General features: G+C 70.1%; 19 protein-coding genes and 3 pseudogenes. 11 read left to right on the plus strand and 11 right to left on the minus strand.

Annotated features, from left to right (window positions below):
• Positions 1 to 14 precede the first annotated feature (14 nt).
• The 3 genes and pseudogenes from RV986_RS03920 to RV986_RS03930 all read left to right on the plus strand — a co-directional run.
• Positions 15 to 497 (plus strand): annotated as a pseudogene (locus tag RV986_RS03920) (chromate transporter); the annotation flags it as partial.
• 235 nt (positions 498 to 732) lie between these two features.
• Positions 733 to 1,389 (plus strand): chromate transporter, encoded by a 657-nt coding sequence (locus tag RV986_RS03925; RefSeq protein ID WP_475916032.1) that lies wholly within the window; start codon positions 733 to 735, stop codon positions 1,387 to 1,389.
• A gap of 224 nt (positions 1,390 to 1,613) precedes the next feature.
• Positions 1,614 to 1,826, plus strand: a pseudogene (locus tag RV986_RS03930) (glycosyltransferase); the annotation flags it as partial.
• A gap of 271 nt (positions 1,827 to 2,097) precedes the next feature.
• Here the strand turns inward: RV986_RS03930 and RV986_RS03935 are convergent.
• The 3 genes from RV986_RS03935 to RV986_RS03945 all read right to left on the minus strand — a co-directional run bounded on the left by RV986_RS03935 (position 2,098) and on the right by RV986_RS03945 (position 5,371).
• Positions 2,098 to 3,957 (minus strand): hypothetical protein, encoded by a 1,860-nt coding sequence (locus RV986_RS03935; protein ID WP_475916033.1) that lies wholly within the window; start codon positions 3,955 to 3,957, stop codon positions 2,098 to 2,100.
• A 245-nt stretch (positions 3,958 to 4,202) separates the two neighbouring features.
• Positions 4,203 to 4,364 carry a hypothetical protein gene (locus tag RV986_RS03940; protein WP_475916034.1) on the minus strand — a complete coding sequence of 54 codons (162 nt, stop codon included), beginning with the start codon at positions 4,362 to 4,364 and terminating at the stop codon, positions 4,203 to 4,205.
• Positions 4,365 to 4,429: 65 nt separating this feature from the next.
• Positions 4,430 to 5,371 (minus strand): ion transporter, encoded by a 942-nt coding sequence (locus RV986_RS03945; RefSeq protein WP_475916035.1) that lies wholly within the window; start codon positions 5,369 to 5,371, stop codon positions 4,430 to 4,432.
• A 161-nt stretch (positions 5,372 to 5,532) separates the two neighbouring features.
• On the opposite strand from RV986_RS03945, the gene RV986_RS03950 reads away from it, so the two are divergent.
• Together RV986_RS03950 and RV986_RS03955 are read left to right on the plus strand one after the other, a co-directional pair.
• Entirely contained in the window at positions 5,533 to 5,757 is a 225-nt protein-coding gene (locus RV986_RS03950) for a twin-arginine translocase TatA/TatE family subunit (protein WP_475916036.1), read from the plus strand.
• Positions 5,758 to 6,326: 569 nt separating this feature from the next.
• The gene (locus RV986_RS03955; protein WP_475916037.1) at positions 6,327 to 6,596 is read left to right on the plus strand and encodes a hypothetical protein; all 270 of its coding nucleotides are present in this window, start codon (positions 6,327 to 6,329) and stop codon (positions 6,594 to 6,596) included.
• 165 nt (positions 6,597 to 6,761) lie between these two features.
• On the opposite strand, the gene RV986_RS03960 is transcribed toward RV986_RS03955, so the two are convergent.
• Positions 6,762 to 7,304, minus strand: a complete 543-nt coding sequence (locus tag RV986_RS03960; protein WP_475916038.1) for a histidine phosphatase family protein — start codon at positions 7,302 to 7,304, stop codon at positions 6,762 to 6,764.
• 1,416 nt (positions 7,305 to 8,720) lie between these two features.
• Between RV986_RS03960 and RV986_RS03965 the strand changes: the two genes are divergently transcribed.
• A complete protein-coding gene (locus RV986_RS03965; RefSeq protein ID WP_475924174.1) occupies positions 8,721 to 9,884 on the plus strand; it encodes a glycoside hydrolase family 64 protein in 1,164 nt (387 codons plus the stop codon).
• Positions 9,885 to 9,898: 14 nt separating this feature from the next.
• On the opposite strand, the gene RV986_RS03970 is transcribed toward RV986_RS03965, so the two are convergent.
• Positions 9,899 to 10,558 (minus strand): TetR/AcrR family transcriptional regulator, encoded by a 660-nt coding sequence (locus RV986_RS03970; RefSeq protein ID WP_475916039.1) that lies wholly within the window; start codon positions 10,556 to 10,558, stop codon positions 9,899 to 9,901.
• 127 nt (positions 10,559 to 10,685) lie between these two features.
• Here RV986_RS03970 and RV986_RS03975 point away from each other — a divergent pair, with 127 nt between their 5' ends.
• Together RV986_RS03975 and RV986_RS03980 are read left to right on the plus strand one after the other, a co-directional pair.
• Positions 10,686 to 11,249: an NAD(P)H-dependent oxidoreductase gene (locus RV986_RS03975; RefSeq protein ID WP_475916040.1), complete on the plus strand. Its 564-nt coding sequence runs from the start codon at positions 10,686 to 10,688 to the stop codon at positions 11,247 to 11,249.
• A 150-nt stretch (positions 11,250 to 11,399) separates the two neighbouring features.
• The gene (locus RV986_RS03980) at positions 11,400 to 12,077 is read left to right on the plus strand and encodes an AIM24 family protein (RefSeq protein WP_475916041.1); all 678 of its coding nucleotides are present in this window, start codon (positions 11,400 to 11,402) and stop codon (positions 12,075 to 12,077) included.
• A gap of 66 nt (positions 12,078 to 12,143) precedes the next feature.
• On the opposite strand, the gene RV986_RS03985 is transcribed toward RV986_RS03980, so the two are convergent.
• Entirely contained in the window at positions 12,144 to 13,946 is a 1,803-nt protein-coding gene (locus RV986_RS03985; protein WP_475916042.1) for a M4 family metallopeptidase, read from the minus strand.
• A gap of 200 nt (positions 13,947 to 14,146) precedes the next feature.
• A pseudogene (locus tag RV986_RS03990) lies at positions 14,147 to 14,792 on the minus strand (polyprenyl synthetase family protein); the annotation flags it as partial.
• 38 nt (positions 14,793 to 14,830) lie between these two features.
• Between RV986_RS03990 and RV986_RS03995 the strand changes: the two are divergent.
• Positions 14,831 to 15,457 carry an alpha-ketoglutarate-dependent dioxygenase AlkB gene (locus RV986_RS03995; protein ID WP_475916043.1) on the plus strand — a complete coding sequence of 209 codons (627 nt, stop codon included), beginning with the start codon at positions 14,831 to 14,833 and terminating at the stop codon, positions 15,455 to 15,457.
• A gap of 52 nt (positions 15,458 to 15,509) precedes the next feature.
• Here the strand turns inward: RV986_RS03995 and RV986_RS04000 are convergent, their stop codons facing one another.
• The 3 genes from RV986_RS04000 to RV986_RS04010 all read right to left on the minus strand — a co-directional run bounded on the left by RV986_RS04000 (position 15,510) and on the right by RV986_RS04010 (position 18,872).
• Positions 15,510 to 16,106 (minus strand): TetR/AcrR family transcriptional regulator, encoded by a 597-nt coding sequence (locus RV986_RS04000; RefSeq protein ID WP_475916044.1) that lies wholly within the window; start codon positions 16,104 to 16,106, stop codon positions 15,510 to 15,512.
• On the minus strand, positions 16,103 to 17,548 hold the full coding sequence (locus tag RV986_RS04005) for an MFS transporter (protein WP_475916045.1): 1,446 nt from the start codon (positions 17,546 to 17,548) through the stop codon (positions 16,103 to 16,105). Before RV986_RS04005 ends, RV986_RS04000 begins: the two co-directional genes overlap by 4 nt.
• A gap of 121 nt (positions 17,549 to 17,669) precedes the next feature.
• Positions 17,670 to 18,872 carry an FAD-dependent monooxygenase gene (locus RV986_RS04010; protein ID WP_475916046.1) on the minus strand — a complete coding sequence of 401 codons (1,203 nt, stop codon included), beginning with the start codon at positions 18,870 to 18,872 and terminating at the stop codon, positions 17,670 to 17,672.
• Positions 18,873 to 19,211: 339 nt separating this feature from the next.
• On the opposite strand from RV986_RS04010, the gene melC1 reads away from it, so the two are divergent.
• Together melC1 and melC2 are read left to right on the plus strand one after the other, a co-directional pair.
• A complete protein-coding gene (gene melC1 / locus RV986_RS04015; RefSeq protein ID WP_475916047.1) occupies positions 19,212 to 19,583 on the plus strand; it encodes an apotyrosinase chaperone MelC1 in 372 nt (123 codons plus the stop codon).
• A 33-nt stretch (positions 19,584 to 19,616) separates the two neighbouring features.
• Complete coding sequence (gene melC2 / locus RV986_RS04020; RefSeq protein WP_475916048.1) at positions 19,617 to 20,480, plus strand: tyrosinase MelC2; 864 nt, start codon at positions 19,617 to 19,619, stop codon at positions 20,478 to 20,480.
• Positions 20,481 to 20,549: 69 nt separating this feature from the next.
• Here the strand turns inward: melC2 and RV986_RS04025 are convergent, their stop codons facing one another.
• Complete coding sequence (locus tag RV986_RS04025; RefSeq protein ID WP_475916049.1) at positions 20,550 to 22,748, minus strand: outer membrane protein assembly factor BamB family protein; 2,199 nt, start codon at positions 22,746 to 22,748, stop codon at positions 20,550 to 20,552.
• Positions 22,749 to 22,763: the final 15 nt, after the last annotated feature.

Below are 22,763 nucleotides of genomic sequence, written 5' to 3' on the forward strand. Positions count from 1 at the left end.
CCACCGCGGAGTCCGTGTCCGTCGTCGCAACCGACAGCGGACGCGACATCGTCCCGTTCCGTACGGCGGTACGCACCTGGTTCGCGATATCCCTGCAGACCTTCGGCGGACCGGCCGGGCAGATCGCGGTCATGCAACGCGCCCTGGTGGAGGAGAAACGCTGGATCGGCCAGCAGCGGTTCAACCACGCCCTGAGCTACTGCATGCTGCTGCCCGGCCCCGAAGCCCAGCAACTTGCCATCTACATCGGCTGGTTGCTCAACGGCACCCGCGGCGGCCTGGCCGCGGGCACCCTGTTCGTGCTACCCGGTGCACTCGCTCTGCTGGGCCTGTCCGCCCTCTACGTCGCCTTCGGTACGACTGCCGCCGTCATCGGTCTGTTCGCCGGGCTCGCCCCGGCCGTGGTCGCGATCGTCGCCCAGGCGGTGTGGCGGGTCGGCCGCCGCTCCCTGACCCACCCCGCCCTCATCGCCTTCGCGGTCGCCTCCTTCTCGGCGCTCGCACTCTTCGCCGTCCCCTTCCCCCTGGTCATCGTGGGCGCGGCACTCATCGGCTGGCTGCTGGCCCGTCTCGCTCCGCACACCCTGCGCCCTGCCGTCGCGCACTCCGCCGACGACGGCCCGCCGCCACTGATCCCCGACGACGCGCTGCACGCCGCACGCCCCACCCGTCGAAGGACGCTGCGCATCCTGATCACCGGCCTGGTGCTGTGGGCGGCCCCCCCTGGCCGCGGTGACCGTCCTCACCGGCACGGAGAGCGTGTTCACCACCCAGGGCGTGTTCTTCTCCGGCACCGCCCTGGTCACCTTCGGCGGCGCGTACGCCGTCCTCGCCTACGTCGCCCAGCAGGCCGTACAGCACTACGGCTGGCTCAGCGCGGGCGAGATGGTCCGCGGACTCGCCCTGGCCGAGACCACCCCGGGCCCCCTGATCATGGTGGTGCAGTTCGTCGCCTTTCTCGGCGCCTACCGCGACCCCGGCTCCCTCAACCCATGGGCCGCCGCACTGCTCGGCGCGCTGCTGACCACCTGGGTGACCTTCGTCCCCTGCTTCCTGTTCATCTTCCTCGGCGCCCCGTACATCGAGCGCCTGCGCGGCAACCGCTCCGTCTCCGCCGCCCTGACCGGCATCACCGCCGCCGTCGTCGGGGTCATCGCCAACCTCGCCCTCTACTTCGCACTGCACACCCTCTTCGCCACGGTCGACAACACCTCCTGGGGCCCGCTGCACCTCCAGCTCCCACAACTGGACACGCTTCGGCCCACGGCCCTCGCCATCACTGCCGCCGCCCTGCTCATGATCTTCCAACTCCGCTGGAGCGTCCTGCGCACTCTCGGCATCTGCGCCGCACTCGGCCTGGTCACGGGCGGGGCCACCGCACTCTGGTGACGCGGTCGACGAGCCGCGCCAGGAAAGCGCGACCGGACGCTCGGCGAAGGCCCGACTGAAGGTTCCTGGGCGAGCCGCCTCTTCAGGGAACCCACCCCGGTTCGGCCGGCGACACCACGGCACAGGGGATCACGGCGTGGACTGAGCATGGGCCAGCACCTGCCCTGATCAGGCAGTTCCGGACGCCGAGGCAGGGTCCGAAACCACCCAGCAAACCCCCGCCAGGACTGCCCGTCCTCTACCAGCCCGTACTCGGCCTCAACGAGCCCCTCGCCGCCATCGACTTCACCAACCCCACCGCCCTCACTCAGGACCTCGACCGGCTCCGCATCACACCCGGCCTGCGTCCCACACTCCAAGCGGCCGGCCGAGACAACACGGCCCGCTACCCGCTCAGCGCCACCGCCCAGACCGACCTCGGCAAGCAACTCACCTGATCCACTGTGGTGCAGCGGAACCCGCTCCGGCTGCCTCGCCAGCCTGCCCGACGCCCACGGCACCCGCATCGATCGGAAGACCATGGCCCTCGATACCGACCGCATCCACAGGCATCTCGAGTTGGGACGCAACGAGAACCCCGCCCAGATCTTGGCCGGAACCGTCGTCGCGCTCCGGCCTCAGTTGCTGTGATCGGACCGGTAGAGACATCGGCGCACTGACCAGCCACCGACATCACTGAGTGCAGCCGCACGCGCCGTCACGCAACACTCATTTGATGAGCAAGGAGATGACAACCAAGCCGACGAGCAGAACGAGGGCGGGGCCCAGCGGCCTGCCCTGGTTGCGTTGTGGGCTCTGCTCGATGGGGCGTAGCTCCGGGTGGGCATGCAGCGCGGTGATCTCCTCGACCATCCGGGCGTACGACGGGCGCAGTCTCAGTAGGCGCTCGGCCGATGGCCAGCCGAGTCCCGACAGCTGCCAGATCCCCCCTCCGGACAGGCGGATCTCGACGCTGCCGTCACGTGTGTACACAGCCGCACGCAACTGCTCCCACGGGAGGTGCCTCGTTCTCCAGGCGTCGGTCAGCCAGAGGCCCGTGCTGTCCGCGGTGACCCGCCAGTTGAGGAAGACGGCCGCCGGACTGATCAGCATGAGCAGTCCGAGCAGCGGAATGACGTGCCAGCCGAACCCGTCCGTCATCAGCGAGCCGGTGAAGACATAGACGCCCACCGCTATGCCCACGGTGAGGGCCAGCCCTCCGACTCGGGCCACGACCGTTGGTCCCCACCACATCGGACGGCCTGTGGGCTTCAGGGAGGCAGCCACACGGCTTACGCGGTCACTGTCCTGCGGTTCCAGGGTGTCGAATTCGCTGTCCGTGGCATCAGCTTGCGCGTGTATGACGGGCCCCTGGCCTGCCCTGGGCAGCCGGACCGGGCCGGCGGTACGCATCACCACCGGGTTCCCGTCACCGTAAGCCGAGACGAAGACCAGCTCGCTGCCCTCGTAAGGAGCACCGAGCATGAGGGCTTCACGCAACCGCGCGTCGAAGACCGCGTAGTTCTCGTCGTCATAGGCGACACCGTGCGGATCATCGGGCTCGTCCCCGTCCAGGGGCGTCGGTACACAGATGCAGGAGAAAACGGGCGTGCGCCCCGAATCGTCGTCGACTGCGTAGACCCAGGTCCGGCCCTCGTGGTCGAAGCGTTCCAGGACCCGCAGCGCCGGCACCGGTCCGCGACGGAGCGCCGCACTGCGACAGCGTGCCAGAACGCCCGTGATGAGTACGGAGAGCCCGGGCAGGCCGACGGCCAGGGCCAGCAGCTGCCAGCCGACGGCGTCGTACGGCTCGGCGGTCAGGCGCCGCCACGACCCGTCCTCCAGCACAGTGACCGTGGTGCCGATGCCGTAGTCCTCGGGGTACACGGCATCGACAGCAACGCGCCGCTCGTCATCGGTACGGACACGGAGCGACACGTCGTTCCGGCTGAGCACTTCCGCCGTGGTGCGCACCGCCCGGGAGGCATGCTGCTCATCCGTATGCACAGCTCGCAGGCCCAAGGCGATCGCACCGACGGCCACGGCGCACAGGACCGTCCCGGCGGCGATCGGGAACATCCCCCGTCCCGGCGAACCTACGGACTCCGGCAACCGGTTCCGTATGCCGACCGTCCCCTCGACGAGCTGTCGCTGCCTGCGCCGGGCACCCAGCCGCGCCCAGGCCGCGGCCCAGCCGAGAGCGAGGGCCACGAGCACGGCCACGTTCGCGGCGCGGGATGTCCAACCGGAGTTCGGAAACTCCCCCCAGACCACGATGGCAGCGAGAGCCGGCGCGGCGACGAGCGTGAACTCGGGCAGCCGGGCGTACCAGTACAACAGGCCCAGGGCCAGGCCCATCTGCACCATGCCGACCCAGTCCGTGCCGCACGGGACCGCATCGCTGCACGCCGGTTCAGGCTCCACCGCGATCGCCACGACCACAGTGACGAGCAGCGCCAGGATGGACCACAGCGGCCTCGCCCAGTTCGACGGACGGCTCCTCGCCCAGACCGCGGCATCAGCGGACAGCCAGGCGTGGTCGTCTTCGGGAAAAGAACCCGACGGTATCGGGACGGGAGTCTCGGTCACGCGAGGATTATGCGGGAGGCCGTGGCGGGGGTCGTTCCGAGGGCCGGTTCGGGACCTCGGCCGTCGCCGTCACAGTGCCAGTGGGCGGGGCTGCTGCGGCACACCCCACCATCTCCTCGACACGGCTTCCGTCCCGCCGCAGCAGCTCGGCCTTGGCTTGCCGCCTGTCTTCGACAACTACCTGCTCGGGCTCCTCACCAGCCGGCCCGAGGACCGGTCCACCGAGCGGCAGGCCGCCGACTGCGTCACAACACCCGCCGGAACCCCGGCAGTCGGCGCAGCCCGGCAACGAGCAAGAAGGCTGACGGTGCGGCGGCGACCAACGCCGTGCTCCAGACGGCCGTCGCGGCCAGGCCCCGCCCAGCAAGGTAGTACTGCAGCGTCACCACGAGCGGCAGATGGACCATATAGCGACGAACGCAGCGACGATGCCGACGGTGATTGTCTGCCGAGTCCGTCCATCCCGTCCGTCTCAGGTGCGTCCAGAAGGGGACGGCACATTCCCTTCCGCTTCGCGTGGGTGGGACGCGGGGAGTCGTTCGAGGCTCTCCTCCAGCTCGTCGAGAGCCTGTGGCGCCTTGGCGATATGGGCGCGCAATTCGTGCTCCGGGGTGTCGGCCGCACTCGCGAAGGCCGCGCCCGCCGAAACCTCCTCGGCTTCGTCCGCCTCCATGTCGCGTGCTTCGTCGAGCGAGGTGATGACGACGCCGATGAGGACGTTGACGAGGACGTTGACGAGGACGAAGGAGGCGAGCAGGACGTAGGAGGCGTAGTAGACGATGCTCCAGCGGGAGAGCTCCAGGCCGGCGTGGACCGCGTCGCCGATGCCGTCCAGGGTCATCAGGAGGAAGAGGGTGAGCACCGCGCGGCCGATGGAGCCGTAGTGCTCGGGGTCATGGCGGGCGAAGAAGACCCAGCCCACCATCGCGTAGACGTACAGCAGCAGGGCGCCGACGAGCAGGAAACTCAGCGTGCCGGGGAGGCTGCGGCCGACCGCGACCAGCACGATCCGCAACTGGGGCAGGAAACGGGCGGTGCGCAGGACGCGGGCGAGCCTGAGCAGCCGCAGCACGGTGGTGTTCTCGCGTACGACGGGGAGGAACGCGCTCAGGACGACGGCGAGGTCGAAGAGGTTCCAGGGGCCGCGGAAGAAGTCCTTCGGACGGTCGGCGTAGGCGGCGATGCGCAGCAGGATCTCGACGGTGAAGGCCGCGACGCAGGCGTGTTCGGCCAGGCGTAACCACTGGTGCCAGTCCTCGACCACTCCGGTGTACGTCTCGACGCCGAGCAGGGCGGCATTGGTGAGGATCAGGGCGAAGACGGTGACGGCGAACCACCGTGCCTCCGTGACCTCGCGGCACCGCAACGCCAGGGCCTCACGGGCGGACTTCACCTCGGCCGTTACGTCCGTCATCCTGCTCTGTCCCTCCGCGCAGCACACTGTTCCCGGCCAACCGGGCCGGAAGGCAGGCTTGTTGAGCGATCATGCCCTGGGAGAGACTTCTACAGCACTGTAGATAGAATTGCGTAGCCGGTATGCCGTATCGGCCCCTGTCCGCCCCTGGGAGAGACCTGATGTTCGGCTTGAGCGAACTGGCCGTGATCCTCGTCGTCGTCATCGTGGTCCTCGGGATCAAGAAGCTGCCCGAGCTGACGCGTTCGGCGGGCAAGGCGGCCCGGATCTTCAAGAGCGAGGCCAAGGCGCTCAAGGAGCAGGACTCCTCCGACGCGGCGTCCGGCTCAGGGCCTGCGGTCTCCGGCAACGTCGTCGAACGCGACGAGCCGTCCCCGCGCTCATGACGGCTGCTGCCGGGCCGTATCGATCGGGGCCCGTACAGAACCCGTAGGGCATACGTCGAACGCCCGGAGGGAGCCGGGGCGCTCGACGGGAACCCGGCTGCTACGCCAGCCGCGGGTCAAGGAGGCGGGCGTTCCGACCGCCTGGTGTGAGAGGGGCGGAGGTCCGGACGGCCGGGGTGTCGCCGGCTGCCGCCGTGAGAGAGCGGCCGACGCCGCGCGGGGGCATGCCAAGGGAAGACTGGTGCATGATCATCTGCTTTCTGGTGCGGGAAGAACGCCGTATGACAGCGACTCACCCGGGCCCGCGGCTCCGACGTGGAGGCAGGCGGGCAGGCAGGGGTGAGGGACCCCCTTCGGAGTCCGAAGGCGGTCTTCTAAATGCGCCAGAGGCACAGACGAGTCTGGAGAGCCGCGCTACCCGGTGGAGGTCGCGAATCGCGAACACAACCGACCGGCTGCAGCGGGGCGGGGACATCTACGGCTGTCGTCACCAAACCGACGGAGATCAGCTGTGGTGCACCCGTCCAGGGAGGGGAACTCGACTCGGCCACAAAGTGGTCGCCCGGCTGATGCGCCTCATGCTCCGCAGGCTCACCGTACGGCTCAACGCTGTGCTCAACAGCTACCGCAGGGTGCGGCACGTGATGAACGTGCATCGGCGAACCAGCCACCGTGTGGTGCGTGTGGTGCTCAACCGACAGTTCCTGGTGAAGCGCCTGATGAACGTGCAGGGGCGAACCGCCAACGGCACAGAAGAACAGTGCGAGCATCGCCATGATCAGCGCTCGCAACCGTGCGTACCGGTTCTCATACACGAGTTCAACGCTGGAGCGCGGTAGACCCGCCCGCCTCTTCCGTTGCGCCATACGAGGTACGGAGCCGCCACAGGCCACCACGCATAAGGGCGGCTCCTGCGGGGTTCGGGCCGCTCAACCGCTGCCTCGAACCGCCTACCTCACTCACCATGGTCCCTGGCTCGGTGCCAGCAGGTACTCGGGCCCCGCTCAGCACCTCCGCCAACGCGCGCGTGGCAGGTGGACCGCTGCAGGCTCTCTGCTCCTGATGACTGCGGCGCTCCTGGGCTCGACGGTCCAGCCGCCGTCGTGCCACGCGAGGGATACCAGGGTGGAGGTGGGCAAGGAGAGGTGCCAGAAGGCGGTGGCCGGTACGGACATCGCGTTGACGGGCAGGGCACGGACCGCGGCGGGTTCGGCGATGACCAGTATCCGAGCGCCGCCGGGCGTCAGGCTGTGCAGCCAGCGCTGCGTCCGTAGGCAGAGCTGCCGTACGGACTCACCTCCGTGCGGCGCGGCGTCGGGGTCCGTGAGCCATGCGCTGAGGCCGTACGGGTCGGCGACGTCGCCGACGGTACGGCCGTGCCATGTGCCGTAGTCGATGTCACGCAGCGCGAGTTCGGGGACTGATTCCCGTCCGAGGGCGGCAGCGGTCTGCGCACAGCGGGTCGAGGGTGCGTGGAGGATCACCGTGTTCGGGCGCGGTTCCGCCGTGTCTCCGACGGTGATCCACCATGACTTTGGCAGTTCCACGGGTAAGCCAGCCTTCCAAGGTCTCTCTGATCTCCCGGGAAGGCCGTTCCTGGGGAGAATCTGGGGAGTACGGGCGGCGCTGGGGAGCGCGTGGGGAGAATCGACTGCGTAACGCGGCACGATCCTGAAAGACGCTGAAAGACTCATCTGGGCAGGTCAGAGGCGTGGATTACCGCATTACCGCAGGTCAGCGGTACCTGGTAGACAACTTCAAGAAGATCTCTTCGTCGCCCGAGCCTGCCCGTCAGCATGCGTCCACCGACCCCCGAAAGCCTTCGGTGAGCCCACTGGGCACCATGACGTGCCGAATAGCAGCCCAGCCAGTGCCGCGCACCGACACATCTTCAGGGCGAGCGCCAGGGCAGCGAATCAAAACCGCAGCCATCCCCCTCTCTCCACCGACTTCGGTCACGATAAAAATGACTAAGAATCCGCAGACAAACACACGGAATTCAAGGTCACCGTACGACCGCAGCGATAGCCCCTAGGCATTGCAGTAACAGTCCGCTCCCGGATACACAGGCGCGCACTCCAGGCGCGGGACAGGCGGCTACCCTGCCGTCACTCACCCAACGAAGATTGCCATTTCTCGACCCGAACTGCGGGCCGCCGAAGCCGCAGCCCCTCCGGGATGGCACCGGGAATCGGCTATCCCCACATAACTGACACAGTTCCTTTTACCTCACGAGACCGGGCCCGCCTGAAGATCCGCGCAGGACAGCTGGACCAGGTCAGGCTCAGCGTGCGCGCGGACACTGGTGGAGTATCTGATTACTCGTCAGTAAAGTCAGCAAAAGGTCAGCAAGTGTCTGATCAGACCTGGTCACAGACGCCAACACGTGCACGTCGCACTCCGGCCTGAGCCGATCACCACGAGGCTCGCCCCTCCCCTGGGCCGTTCCTGCCCAGGGGACGCCAACCACACCTCGCGGATGGCCGCTCCAGGAACGCAACCACAGGGCAACCCACCCGACCCCGCGGCTTCAGCCTCATCGGCGGGAGTTCGGAGCGGGCAGCGGTGCGCCAGTCACAGCCCCCATGCACTTCCCCGCCGCGAGTCCCGTCCATCCAGTCCTTCCGGCCGTCTCCGATGCCCTGCCGGGAACGCCCGATGCCGTTGGCTACGAGGGCCGCTCAGCCATCGAACAGCAGGTCAGCGCGCTCCCACCGGCATTCGTGACCGCTCCCGCCGGCCACCCGTCGGATCCGCCGCGGGCATCGCCATGCGACGCCCCAGGCCCAGTTGGACCAGACCAATCCTGTCCGGATCGTTGACATGTACGTCACCCGCCGCAATTCTGAGAGCGCTCTCAACGAGAACTGGACGGCTCCACTCCGCCGGAATCCGCCTCGTTGGAATCCCCCCACCCAAGGAGAGAGCGAGTGACCAGAAGGCTCAAATGGCGTGCCCTGACGGTGGCTGCGGCCACCGTCACCACGGCGCTTCTCACGTTCGGGGCCCCCTCCGACGCGAACGCGGCCGTCCCGGCGACCATCCCCCTGAAGTTCACCAACAACTCCGGCCGCAGCGAGCCCGTCTACATCTACGACCTCGGCACGCTCCTGTCGACGGGCCAACAGGGCTGGGCCGACGCGAACGGCACCTTCCACGCCTGGCCGGCCGGCGGCAATCCGCCGACACCCGCGCCCGACGCATCGATCACGGGACCGGCCAATGGCCAGTCGACCACGATCCGGATCCCCAAGTTCTCCGGCCGGATCTACTTCTCCTACGGGCAGAAGCTCGACTTCCGGCTGACCACCGGCGGCCTGGTGCAGCCGGCCGTGCAGAATCCGAGCGACCCCAACCGCAACATCCTCTTCAACTGGTCCGAGTACACGCTCAACGACTCCGGGCTGTGGATCAACAACACCCAGGTCGACATGTTCTCGGCCCCGTACGCCGTCGGGGTCCAGCTCGCCGACGGGACCAGCAAGAACACCGGTCACCTCAAGTCGGGTGGATACACCGGGTTCTTCAACGCCCTGCGCGGGCAGCCCGGCGGCTGGGCCAACCTGATCCAGACGCGGTCCGACGGAACCGTCCTGCGGGCCCTCGCCCCCGGCCACGGCATCGAGGCGGGCGCGTTGCCGGGCACCGTCATGGACGACTACGTCAACCGCGTGTGGCAGAAGTACAGTTCGTCGACGCTGACGGTGACACCGTTCACCGATCAGCCGAACACGAAGTACTACGGACGCGTCTCCGGCAGTGTCATGAACTTCACCAACAGCGCCGGGGCCGTCGTCACCAGCTTCCAGAAGCCCGACTCCGACAGCATCTTCGGCTGCTACAAGCGACTGGACGCCCCCAACGACCTGGTGCGCGGCCCCATTTCACGCACCCTGTGCGCGGGCTTCAACCGCTCCACGCTCCTGACCAATCCCAACCAGCCGGACACGAGCTCGGCGAACTTCTACCAGGACACGGTGACCAACCACTACGCCCGCAAGATCCATGCCCAGATGGCCGACGGCAAGGCCTACGCGTTCGCCTTCGACGACGTCGGCAACTACGAGTCCCTCGTCCACGACGGCAATCCCCAGCAGGCGTACATCACGCTGGACCCGTTCAGCTGACGGCCGCCGGGAGGCTAGGCGGGCACCGGACGGGTCGTGCGCTTCACCAGGTCGTGCCAGCCGGACTCCAGTCGTTCGAGGGACATCCCGCACTGCCGGGTCAGATGGTGGATCAGGGCGGGTTCCAGATAGCCCATGAGGGTCTGGGCGAGGAGTTCGATGTCGGCGCCGGGCACGGCCTCGCGCAACAGCATGGCGACATGGGTGAAGCGGACACGGTACGGGGCGGAGCTGAAACGGCGGGAGACGTCCGGTTCGGCGGCGATGTACAGGTCGAGCCGGTCGCGGGTCTCACGCAGAGCCCGGCAACCGTAGGCGTGCAGGCGGTCCGCCGGTGGCGCGCCGGGGCCGAGAGGGGGCGGGCCGCTGAGGAAGGCGGCCTGGAACTGCTGCTCGGTGTGGTCGAGCAGGGACATCAGCAGACCGGTGCGGTCGCCGAAGCGCCGGAAGACGGTCCCCTTGCCCACCGAGGCCGCGGCGGCGACGGCCTCCATCGTCACATTGGCCACCCCGTGCTCCGCCACGAGACGGGCGGCCGCCTCCAGCAGACGGGCGCGGTTGCGGGCGGCGTCGGCACGCAGCTGCGGCCCGTCCGGCCTGGAGGTCAGCTCCAGCGCGACGGGCTCTCTGGAGGGTTCCGGCCGCTTCGGAAAGGGCGGGAGTGGGGTGGACATGAACACAGCGTAACGGCATCCGGGGAAAACTGGACCCTGGTCCGCTTAAGTGCTACAACTTTGAACAGAGCACAAGCGGACCTCGGTCCGGTTTATTTCAGAACTGTTTCCTTCCCGGGAGTTATCCATGTCCGTACGTATCCTCGCGCTCGTCGGCAGCCTGCGCGCCGGCTCCCACAACCGCCAGCTCGCGGAGGCGGCCGTCAAGCTCGCGCCCGAGGGCGCGGAGATCGAGCTCTTCGAAGGGCTGGCCGAGGTCCCCTTCTACAACGAGGACATCGACGTCGAGGGCAACGTGCCCGCCGCCGCCGCGCGACTGCGTGAGGCCGCCAACAACGCCGACGCCTTCCTGCTCTTCTCCCCGGAGTACAACGGCACGATGACGGCCGTCCTGAAGAACGCCATCGACTGGCTGTCGCGCCCGTACGGCGCCGGCGCCCTCACCGGCAAGCCGGTCGCCGTGGTCGGCACCGCGTACGGCCAGTTCGGCGGCCTGTGGGCGCAGGACGAGGCCCGCAAGGCCGCGGGCATCGCCGGTGGCGCGGTCATCGAGGACCTCAAGCTCTCCATCCCCGGCTCCGTGACCCGCTTCGCCGAGACCCACCCGGTCGACGACGCCGAGGTCGCCGCACAGCTCACCGAGGTGGTCGCCCGTCTGCACAGCCAGGCCGGCACCCCCAGCGCCGCCTGACCACTCCCCTGAGAGCCGGTCCGGTTCGACCGGGCCGGCTTTTCGCGCACCACCCAGCGCCCTCCCCCGGCGCCCTCCCCCAGCCGGCCCCGAGCGCCGTGCGTGTCGGCGATCTTGGCGGAACGAAACCCTCCGGGCCAAGATGCCCGCATGAAGGGTGACCTCTTTTCCAGTGACCACATGGTGCAGCCCGCCGTCGCGCCGGGCATGACCATTCAGAACGCCAAGTCGATCAAGTACGCCGTCAACGGCGACATGCTCGCGCGCCAGGGGGCGATGATCGCCTACCGGGGGAATCTGCAGTTCGAGCGCAAGGGCCAGGGCGTGGGCGGCATGCTCAAGCGGGCGGTCACCGGTGAGGGGCTTCCGCTGATGACGGTCCGCGGGCAGGGCGAGGCCTGGTTCGCGCACGAGGCGCAGAACTGCTTCATCATCGACGTCGAGCCGGGCGACGTGTTCACCGTCAACGGGCGCAACGTCCTGTGCTTCGACTCCACACTGTCCTACGAGATAAAGACCGTGAAGGGCGCGGGCATTTCCGGCGGTGGTCTCTTCAACAGCGTCTTCAGCGGTCAGGGCAGGCTGGGGCTGATCTGCGAGGGCAACCCGCTGGTCATCCCGGTCTCGCCGCAGCAGCCGGTGTTCGTCGACACGGACGCGGTCGTCGGCTGGACCGCCCATCTGCACACCTCGCTGCACCGCTCGCAGTCGATCGGTTCGATGATCCGCGGCGGCTCCGGCGAGGCCGTGCAGTTGAAGCTGGAGGGCGAGGGTGTCGTCGTCGTACGTCCGAGTGAGGCGACGCCGCAGAAGGCACAGCAGCACTGACTGAGGACGGCACGAGCGAAGGGGCCCGCCGGCCGGCCGGGCCCCTCCTCTTTGGCGACTCGTCCGTCAGCGCCCGGCAGCGGGGGTGTTGACGGTGGTGACGTCGACGGCGGCCCAGGCCCGGTCCACCGTGCGGTACTCGGTGCTGGTCGCCCCGTACATGTCGGCGGCGGCCCGGAGGGTCGCGGTGCGCGCGTCGTGGAAGTCGGTCGTGGAGACCATGTAGCGGGTCAGCGCGCGGTAGAAGACCGCGGTGGCCTTGGCACGTCCGATCCCGGTCACCCGCGAGCCGTCGTACGTCGGCGAGTCGTACGTCACGCCGCCGATCGTCCTGCGGCCGCTGCCCTCGGCGAGCAGGTAGTACGCGTGCGAGGAGACGCCGGAGCCCGCGTGCACCTCGGTGTCGTGGGCCGCGGGCGACCAGTAGTCGATCGTGCCCTCCAGCTTGTCCAGCGAGGGGTGGTCGAGGCGGCGCAGGAACTTCTGGGCGAGGCCCAGCTTCTCGCCCATGAGGTAGTTCGGCGGGTTCTTCGCGTTGTTGGCGGCGAACTCGACGTTGGAGCCGAAGATGTCGGCGAGGGACTCGTTGAGGGCGCCCGGTTCGCCGTACTGGTTGCCGTCCGCGTCCACCCGGGTGGGTTCGAGCGCGGCCGTGGCGTCGACGACCCCGTGGGTCAGTTCGTGGCCGGTGACGTCCAGGACGACCAGCGGCTTCTTGAACATGTCGCCGTCACCGTCGCCGTACAGCATGCAGCCGCACACCGAGTCCCAGAAGGCGTTGCCGACCTTGTTGCCGAAGTGGACCATCGCGCGGGCGCCGGTGCTGTCGTTCTTGATGCCCTTGCGGCCGAAGGTCTTCTTGTAGAAGTCCAGCGTCCGAGTGATGCCGTACTGGGCGTCGACCGCGGCGGTGGCCCGGTTGGCGGTGGTGCCGGTGCCCCATTTGTTGGTGGTGCCGGTGAACTTCGTGCCGCGCGCGAAGGCCTCCGGCTCCCGGCCCCTGGCGTCCCGGGTCTCGGTGTTCCACCGGGTGGGGTCCTTGAGAAGGAAGCTGGTGCGCGCGGTCCGGGTGGTGGTCAGCGTCACCTTGCCGGCGAAGAGGGAGGTGCCGCTGCCGGTGGCCTGGACCGGGTAGCGGGCGGCTGCCGCCGCCGTGCCGACCGGGCCGGACCGTTGCGCGCCGAAGAGGGTGGACTGCGGGGAAGCCATGCCCGTCCGGGGACTCGCCGTCCCGTCCCGCTCGCGCAGTGTCTCCTCCAGGCGCGGAGAGATGAACTCCTCGCTGTCGGGGGTGTTGCTGCGGATCCGGCCGGTCCGCGCGTCCACGACGACCGTACGGGAGCCGCCGGTCTCGGTGGTGTCGCTGCCCGTCACCCGCACCTGGTAGGCCAGGGCGGCCGCGCCGTCGCGGGCGTCGACGACCAGTTCGGCGCTGTCCGCGTCGCCCTCGGCCACCGCGGCGGCCTTCTGTTCGGCCTGCTGGGGCGTCAGCTTGGCCTCGGTCGTGGCGGGCTTCACCACGTGGTCGGCGGCCCGGGTCACGCCCAGGTAGGCGGACCGTTTGTCGAGGTGGACGACGAGGTCGCCGCCGAGCACCGGCAGGCCCTGGTGGCTGCGGACGAAGCGCACATGCCGCTTGCCGTCCGGGTCCGTCATGACGTCCTTGGCCTGCAAAGTGTCCCCGCGACCGACTCCGGTGGCCGACGCATGGGCGAACGCCGCGACCCGGGCGGCGGCCACCGGTGAGACCGAACTCGCGGCGCCGTGCGTCGAGTCGGGCGCGGCCGCGAAGGCGGGGCCCGCCGGGAGCGTGGCGGCCGTCGTCACCGCGACGGCGATCGCCAAGCGGCGTATGTGGGGTCTACGCACTGAGTTCCTTCGAACGGGGGCGGCCGGGTTCGCCAACCGCCCTGAGGCACGGTGCTGTTGCACACCGCGAGGCCCCTCGGACCCTCCCGACAGATGCCGGGACGAGTACGGAGGTTGCCTGGAGCGGACCGCCGGCTCGCACATGTGACCGAGGTCGCAGCGCCTCCGGCCCGGCACGTGCGGAGCCGGAGGCGAGAAGGTCAGAGCGTGCGGTGGGCCAGGGAGGAGACAAGAACCCGCAGGTCCGCGACGGGGCGCGGGACCAGGGAGGCGCGGGCGAGGAGAGTGTCCGCCGCGGCGAGATGCCGACGCGCCTCACGCAGGGCCGCCGGACGACCGCCCGCCTCTTCGACGAGAGCCGCCGCCCGGCGTACGGCGATGTCGTCGAGGGCGGCCCCGGAGGCGAGGAGCCCGCCGAGCGCGGAACGGCCCGGCGCGCGGCGAGGGCGGCGAGGACCGGGAGGGTCTTCTTCCCCTGCCGCAGATCGCTGCGCACCGGTGTGCCGGTGACGGCCGGATCGCCTCCCGCACGCTCACCGCCTCGGGCCCGGTCCACGGACGGTGGGCGAACAACAGGTCGTCGGCCTGTCCACGGACCATGTCGTGCAAGGCCGGCGTCAACTGCCGTACGGCCGCGGCGGCGCGCGGGGCCGAGGGCGCCTCCGCGAGGGTCTCGACCGCCAGGGCGAAGAGCGCGTCGCCGGCGAGGACGGCGGGGCCGGTGCCGTACGCCTTCCACACCGCGGGGCGGCCGCGGCGCAGCGCGTCGCCGTCCATGGTGTCGTCGTGCGGGAGGGAGAAGGTGTGCACGAGTTCCACCGCGACCGCACCCGGCACGCCCGCCTTGTTGGAACATATATTCGATTACGGAGTACGCTGGGCGTATGTCCACGCACCTCCAGGGCTCGCTCTTCGACCAGACCGACGAGCTCCACCTCAGTCCGTTGCGCGCGATGCGCAGAACCGCGCTGGGCGACGGGGCCTGGATCGACCTGTTGCCCGGATGGCTGAGCGGGGCCGACGCCCTGTTCGCACGGCTCGTCGACGAGGTGCCGTGGCGGGCGGAGCGGCGGCAGATGTACGAGCACGTGGTGGACGTACCGAGACTGCTCGCCTACTACCGCGCGGGGGACGCGCTGCCGCACCCGGTCCTCGCCGAGGCACGCGCCGCGCTGTCCGCGCACTACGCCGACGAGCTGGGCGAACCGTTCACCACCGCGGGGCTCTGCTACTACCGGGACGGCCGGGACAGCGTCGCCTGGCACGGGGACCGGATCGGCCGGGGCGCGCGGGAGGACACCATGGTGGCGATCCTCTCCGTGGGCGCACCGCGCGACCTGCTGCTGCGGCCGCGCCACGGCGGGCACACCGTACGGCGTCCTCTCGGTCACGGGGACCTGATCGTGATGGGCGGCTCGTGCCAGCGCACCTGGGAGCACGCCATTCCCAAGACGGCGCGGGCGGCGGGGCCACGGATCAGCGTCCAGTTCCGTCCGGACGGGGTGAACTGAGGCGCGCGCGGGTCTTCGCGTCCGGCAGCGCCCCGCGCCCCGCGTCTCACTGCTACGGCGTCAGGAGTGCCTGGACCGTGGGGCCGTACCGGTCGACGATGTCCTCGATCGGGGTCGCGCGCAGCCGGGTGCCGCGGGCGAGGCCGTACATCGCGCCGAGGCCGAGCAGTGTGCCGACGGCGAGTTCTGCGCGCAGGTCCGCGTCGGGGCCGGTCAGGCGGAGGGTGAGGCGGTCGCTGACCTGGGTGCGGAAGTTGGCGCGCATGATGTCGCCCTGATCTCCCTGGCGCGGGGCGAAGATGATCCGCAGGACGGGGTCGGCTCCGCGCTCGGTCTGGCCGACCAGCACCTGGCGGACCATGTGGTGGCCGAGGTGCTCCAGGGGTGCGTCCAGGAGGGCGGCGCCATCCGTGTCGAAGGACATCACGCGGGCGAAGAGCGCGTCCTTGTTGCCGAAGTACTTGAGGACCAGTGGCGCGCTCACGCCCGCCCGGTCGGCGATCACCTTGAGCGTGATGTCCGCGTGGGCGTGCCGGGCCATCAGATGACGGGCCGCGCGCAGGATGGCCGCCTTCGTCGCCTCCGCGTCACGACGTGGCGCGGGCGGGGTCGCCGCGAGACCGGCGGGCGGGACGGTCACGGTGCTCACGCTCCTTCCAGTGCCTCGTCGCGGGGCGCCTCCTGGCCGCCGGACGCCCGGCGGGTGTCACGGATGGCGGGGTCGGCGGGTATGACGAGGGCGGCGGCAGTGGCCACCAGTGCGACCGTACCCGCCAGGGCGAAGGCCAGCAGATAGCCGTGCAGCGTGGGTATCGGAGTACCGCCGACGAGGCTGGTGTGGTGGACCAGGATGGCGGCGACGGCGGCGCTGCTGACAGCCTGCCCGACGGTGCGCATCAGCACGTTGACGCCGTTCGCGGAGGCGGTCTGCCCGGCGGGCACGGCGCGCAGGATCAGGGTGGGCAGCGCCGAGTAGGCGAAGGTCGTTCCCATCGCGCAGACCGCGGAACCCACCATGATCACCAAGAGGCTGTGGCTGTCGATGATGCGTATGCCGTAGCCGAAGGCGATCACCAGGGTGCCGATGGCGAGCGTCACGCGGGCGCCGCGGGCCGCCGAGATTCGCGCCGAGACCGGCGAGAGCAGCAGCATGATCACCCCGCCGGGCAGCAGGACCAGGCCCGTCGCCACGATGGACAGCCCGAGTCCGTACCCGGTCGCCTTGGGCGCCTGCACCAGCTGTGCCGTCACCAGGGAGTTGGCGTAGAAGGCGAAGCCGGTCAGGAGCGCGGCCACATGGGGCAGGGCGACCCGGGGGCTGGTGGCCAGCTTCAGGTCGACCAACGGCCGTTCGGCGCGCAGTTGCTGCGCCCACCACAGGCCGAGGACGCAGACACAAGCGACGAGAAGGCCGAGGATCCGGGGGCTGGTCCAGCCCCACTGACCGCCCTGTGACACACCCAGCAGCAGGCAGGAGAGCCCCACCGCCAGGCCCAGCGCACCGAGCACGTCGAAGCGGCCCGGTTCACGGACGGGCGACTCGCGCACCGCCCACCAGGCCAGCGCCGTCCCGAGGGCGCCGACCGCGGTCGTCCCCCAGAACATGACGTGCCAGCTGGCGTACTGGACCACCATCGCGGCGATCGGAAGACCGAGGGCGGCGCCGATCCCCACGGTGGAACTCATCAGCGCGACCGCGGAACCCGTGCGCTCGGGCGGCAGTTCGTCCCGCAGAAGACTGATCGACAACGGTACGACGGCGGCGGCCGCCCCTTGCAGGGCGCGGGCCGCGATGAGTATGCGGATGTCGGACGTGAGGGCGCACATGAGCGAGCCGACCGTCATCATCCCGAGGGCGATCAGCAGCACCTTCTTCTTGCCGTACATGTCGCCGGCGCGGCCCAGCACGGGGTTCAGCACCGCTCCGGTCAGCAGCGTCGCCGTCACCATCCAGGACACGGCACCCGCCGACGCACCCGTCAGCCGCGGCAGGTCGGGCAGCAGGGGTACCACCACCACCTGCATGACGGCCATCAGGCTCCCGCCGAGCGCAAGGACCGGGACCGTCAGTCGGTCGCGCAGTGCCGCCATGGACTCTCCAGAAGTCGACGCGAGGACGAAGGTGAATAGCAATTCACCTTAGTGGGTGAATTTCTATTCACTCAACGCGTCCCTGCTTCGACTGGGGCGCCCACCAGACTTCCGGGAGCGCCTACCGGCGCGAACGGGCCTGCACCGTGCGCGCCACGCGCGGCCCCAGCCAGCGCTTGAACCTGCGCAGCGCCTCCAGTTGTCCGGCCGCGCGGTCGATCCGGTAGTACAGCTGCGGCGGAATGTACGGGAGCAGCGGGGAGTGCCGCTGGCCGAGCAGGGCGAACATCTGGGCCGGCGGGAGACGGATGTAGCGCGGCAGGTTCTCGTACCACTGGGCGCTGTGCCGGGCCGCGCTCTGGACCGACAGGAGGGCGGCCTTGCGGTCCTGTTCGTAGTGGACGAGGGCGGCGGCCAACTCCCGGTGCTCGCCCAGGGCTCCGGCCAGGGAGATGGCGTCCTCCAGGGCGAGGGTGGTGCCCGCGCCGATGGAGTAGTGCGTGGTGTGGGCGGCGTCGCCGAGCAGGACGAGGTTGCCGCGGTGCCAGGTGCGGTTGGTCAGGGTACGGAAGTTCAGCCACTGCGCGCCGCCGTCGGCGTGCGCCCGCCCGATCAGGCCGTGTCCGTCGAGGAGTTCGGCGAAGAGCTTTTCCAGCAGGGCCAGGCCGTCGGCCTCACCCGCCCGGTCGAGGCCGAGGCCGGTCAAGGTCTCCGGGGAGCACTCGACGACGCAGGTGCTGTGCTTCTCGCTGAACCCGTAGGCGTAACACCAGATCCAGCCGTGCTCCGTCTCCACGAAGGCGAAGGTGAAGGAGTCGAAGACCTTGGTGGTGCCGAGCCAGATGTAGACGTTGCGGCCGAGGGCGATGTCGCTGCCGAAGTGGCCCGAGTGGCGCTCGCGCAGCGCGCTGTTGACCCCGTCGCCCGCGACGACGAGATCGGCGTCCGGCAGCCGGTCGGCGGTGACCTCGTGCTCGAACTCGACGCGCACGCCGAGGGACCGGGCCCGCTCGGCGAGGAGGTCCAGCAGTCGGCGGCGGCCGATGCCGAACCCCTCGTCGCCGTGGTGCACGGTCGTCCGGTCGCCGACATGGGCGACTCCGTCGCTCCAGCGGACCGAGTTCGCACGGACGGCGCGCGCGGACTCGGGGTCGCCCTCGTGGAGCTTGTCGAGCAGGGCCGCCCAGTACGTCACGCCCCAGCCGTAGGTCGATCCGGCCGGGTTCCGCTCGTAGACGGTGATGCCGTGGGACGGGTCCTGGCGCTTCATCAGGATCGAGAAGTACAGGCCGGCGGGCCCGCCGCCGACGCACGCGATCTTCACGCGCACTCCAATGGTGTCACACAAAGCGGTCAAGTGATCACGAAGAGTAGCAGGCGGCCGCGACCCCCATGATTCACGTCAGCTTGCCGCCGTGAGCCGCGCCACTCGCCGCACGGCACCCCCGGAAGATCATCGGCAGGGCGTCGGCGGACGGGAGGAATTCCGCCTTCCGGCACAGCGGGACGCCGCCGACAGCAAGATCATCTTTGTTCAACCTTGTACGGCATGTAGTCAATTGTCCCGATCGTAGCCAACCGGCATACGGCGATTTCTCCCGCTCTCCGACGAACCGATAGGCATACCGGGTCATCGACAGAGCCGATCGCAGGAGGACTCCGCATGCCGGAACTCACCCGTCGCCGTGCCCTGGGGGCCGCGGCCGCCCTCGCCGCCACGGCCGGCACCCGGGCCGTCACCGCGTCCGCGGACACCGGACACCACGGCGGGCCCGAGGCCTTCGACGAGGTCTACCGGGGCCGCCGGACAGCGGGCCGCGCCGTCGACGGCGGCGGGCACGCTCACGATCACGGCGGTGGATACGCCGTGTTCATCGACGGGGTGGAGCTGCACGTCATGCGGAACGCCGACGGCGGCTGGATCAGCGTCGTCAGCCACTACGACCCGGTGCCCACCCCGCGCGCCGCCGCCCGCGCCGCCGTCGTGGAGCTGCAAGGGGCGCCGCTCGTGCCCCTCAACCTGCCCCAGCCGTAACCCGCCTCGTCAGCAGACCGTGGAGTTCCGCACATGACCGTACGCAAGAACCAGGCGAACCTGACCGCCGACGAGAAGCGGCGTTTCGTCGACGCGCTCCTCCAGCTCAAGCGTGATGGCCGCTACGACGCCTTCGTCACGACGCACAACGCCTTCATCCTCGGCGACACGGACAACGGCGAACGGACGGGCCACCGTTCGCCGTCCTTCCTGCCCTGGCACCGCAGGTTCCTCCTGGAGTTCGAGCGGGCACTGCAGTCCGTGGATGCCTCGGTCGCGCTGCCGTACTGGGACTGGAGCACCGACCGTTCGGCCCGGGCCGAGCTCTGGGCACCCGATTTCCTCGGCGGTACCGGACGTAGTCTGGACGGCAGAGTGATGGACGGCCCCTTCGCGGCCGCCTCCGGCAACTGGCCGATCACCGTGCGCGTGGACGGCCGTACGTATCTGCGGCGATCGCTGGGCAACGGCGGCCGGGAGTTGCCGACCCGCGCGGAGGTGGAGTCGGTGCTCGCCATGGGGACGTACGACATGGCGCCCTGGAACAGTTCCTCGGACGGTTTCCGCAATCACCTCGAAGGCTGGCGCGGCGTCAACCTCCACAACCGGGTGCACATCTGGGTCGGCGGACAGATGGCCACCGGCGTCTCCCCGAACGACCCCGTCTTCTGGCTGCACCACGCCTACGTGGACAAGCTCTGGGCCGACTGGCAGCGCCGCCACGCCGACTCCGGCTATCTGCCGCTGGGCGGTACGCCCGATGTCGTCGACCTCGACGAGACCATGAAGCCGTGGAACGACGTGAGACCGGCGGACCTGCTGGACCACACCGCGTTCTACACCTTCGACACCGTCGAGGCCACGGGGCGTCCACCCGTCGGCCGTCCGCGGGGCTGATCCGCGCATGCGTCGGCGCGATGGCCGTGCTGGCGCACTACTGGTTTGCCGCGTTACCGGTTTGCCGCGTTACCTCGCCACCGCGTAGAGGTAGCCGTCCTCGCTGCCGACGTACACCATCTCGTCGGTCAGAGCGGGTGAGGAGTACACGGCCCCGCTGGTGGTGAACTTCCACCGTTGCCTGCCGGTGGCGGTGTTCACGGCGTACAGGTCGCGGTCGCCGCCGACGAACACCACCCCGTCGGCCACCGTGGGCGACGAGAGCCCGTGTTTGCCGACGGGGAACTTCCACCGTTGCCTGCCCGTGGCGGCGTTCACCGCGTACAGGTTGCCGTCGTCGCTTACGAGGTAGACCGCCCCGTCGGCCACGGTCAGCGACGAGGACACGACGCCGGGGGACACGACGCCGCCGACCGGGAGCCTCCATCGCTGCTCGCCGCTGGCGGCGTCCACCGCGAGGAGGCTGCCGCTCTCCGTGCCGACGTAGACCACCCCGTCGACCACGGCGGGACGGGTGAACACGCTGCCGTCGACGGCGGCCTTCCACCGTCGCTCGCCGGTGGCCGCGTCCACCGCGAACAGGCTCTGGTGGCTGCCGAAGTAGACCCCGGTGTCGGCCACGGTCGGCGACGAGGACACGACGCCGCCGGCGAAAAAGTGCCACTTTTCGCTGCCGTCGGCGATGTCCACGGCGTGCAGGTTGCCGTTCTCGCCGCCGATGTAGACGACCCCACCGGCTTCGGCGGGCGACTGGGAACCGATGCTGCCGAGGGAGAACTTCCACCGTTCCTTGCCGGTGGCGCCGTCCAGTGCGTACAGGTTCTCGTCGACGCTGTTGAGGAAGACGGTCCGCCGGGCGGCGACCGGTGACGAGTAGCTGAAACCGGCGATGGGGCGTTTCCAGCGTTGTTCACCGCTCGCGGTGTCCACCGCGCACAGGTTGCGGCTGCTGCTGATGTACACCAGACCGTCGGCCACGGTCGGCGACGCGTACACCAGGCCGCCCACGGGAAATCTCCACCGCCGCTCGCCGGACGCGTACTGGTGTCTTCGTGAGGCGGAGGACCTGTTGTCGTAGACGGCCCAGCCGCCGAAACCGAGCCCCGCGACGGCGGCACCGAAGCCGAGCAGCGCCCGTCGCCGGGACGCCGCCGCCGGGCCGGGGTCGGCAACGGCGGACGGGGGCAGGTCGTCGTCGGGCCACTCCCCCGCCCGGGGCGGCGCCGCCACGTCAGGCGCGGCCACGTCAGGCGCGGCCGAGGCAGGCGCGGCCGAGGCAGGGGCCACCGCCTTCGGCGCCCTTGCCTCCGGTGCCGCTGCCTCCGGTACCTCCGGGGCCTCGGACGAAGGGCGCGTCGCGGTACGGGTGCGGGTGTGCACGGTCGCGGCCACCGGCTCGGGCAGCCAACCGGCCGGGGAAGGGGCGGCGCCGACGGCCGGTTCGGCGCCGGTGGCCTCGGCCAGCCGGTCCAGCAACGCCGCCACGGTGGGCCGCCGGCCGGGCTCCTTGGCCAGGCAGTCGGCCACCACCGCCCGTACAGCGGGCGGCAGTTGGCGCAGGTCGGGCTCTTCGTAGACGACGCGGAAGCTCAGGGCGTGTGCCGACCCGGTCCCGAACGGCCCGGTCCCGGTGGCGGTGAAGGCCAGCACCACGCCCAGGGAGAAGACATCGCTCGCCGGCCCGACCGGCTTGCCGGTCAGCTGCTCGGGGGACATGAACCCGGGCGTGCCCACCACTGCTCCGGTCCGGGTCAGCGCGCTGGCCTCCCCGGCCACCGATATCCCGAAGTCGATCACCCTGGGGCCGTCCGCCGCGAGCAGGATGTTCGACGGCTTGAGATCCCGGTGGACCACATCGGCCGCGTGGATCGCCTCCAGCGCCTCGGCGAGGCCCGCCCCCAGCGCCAGCACCGGGCCCCGTGGCCACGGTCCGTGCGCCGCCACGGCGTCCCCCAACGGGACCCCTGGTACGTACGCGGTCGCCAGCCATGCGGGCGACCCGTCCGGATCGGCGTCGACCACTCCGGCGGTGAACACCCCGTTCACCCGCCGGGCCGCGGCGACCTCCCGGGCGAAACGGCGCCGGAACTCCCGGTCCCGAGCCAGTTCGGGGCGCACCACCTTGACCGCGACCGCCCGCCCTCCCGGCGAGCGCCCCAGGTACACGCGGCCCATCCCGCCCGCGCCGAGCCGCGCCACGATCCGGTAGCGCCCCACCTGCCGCGGATCCTCCGCCTCCAGCCCCTCGAACTCCTCGAACGCCTCCACACGACCCCCCTGCCA

The sequence above is a fragment of the Streptomyces sp. RLA012 genome (assembly GCF_056270325.1).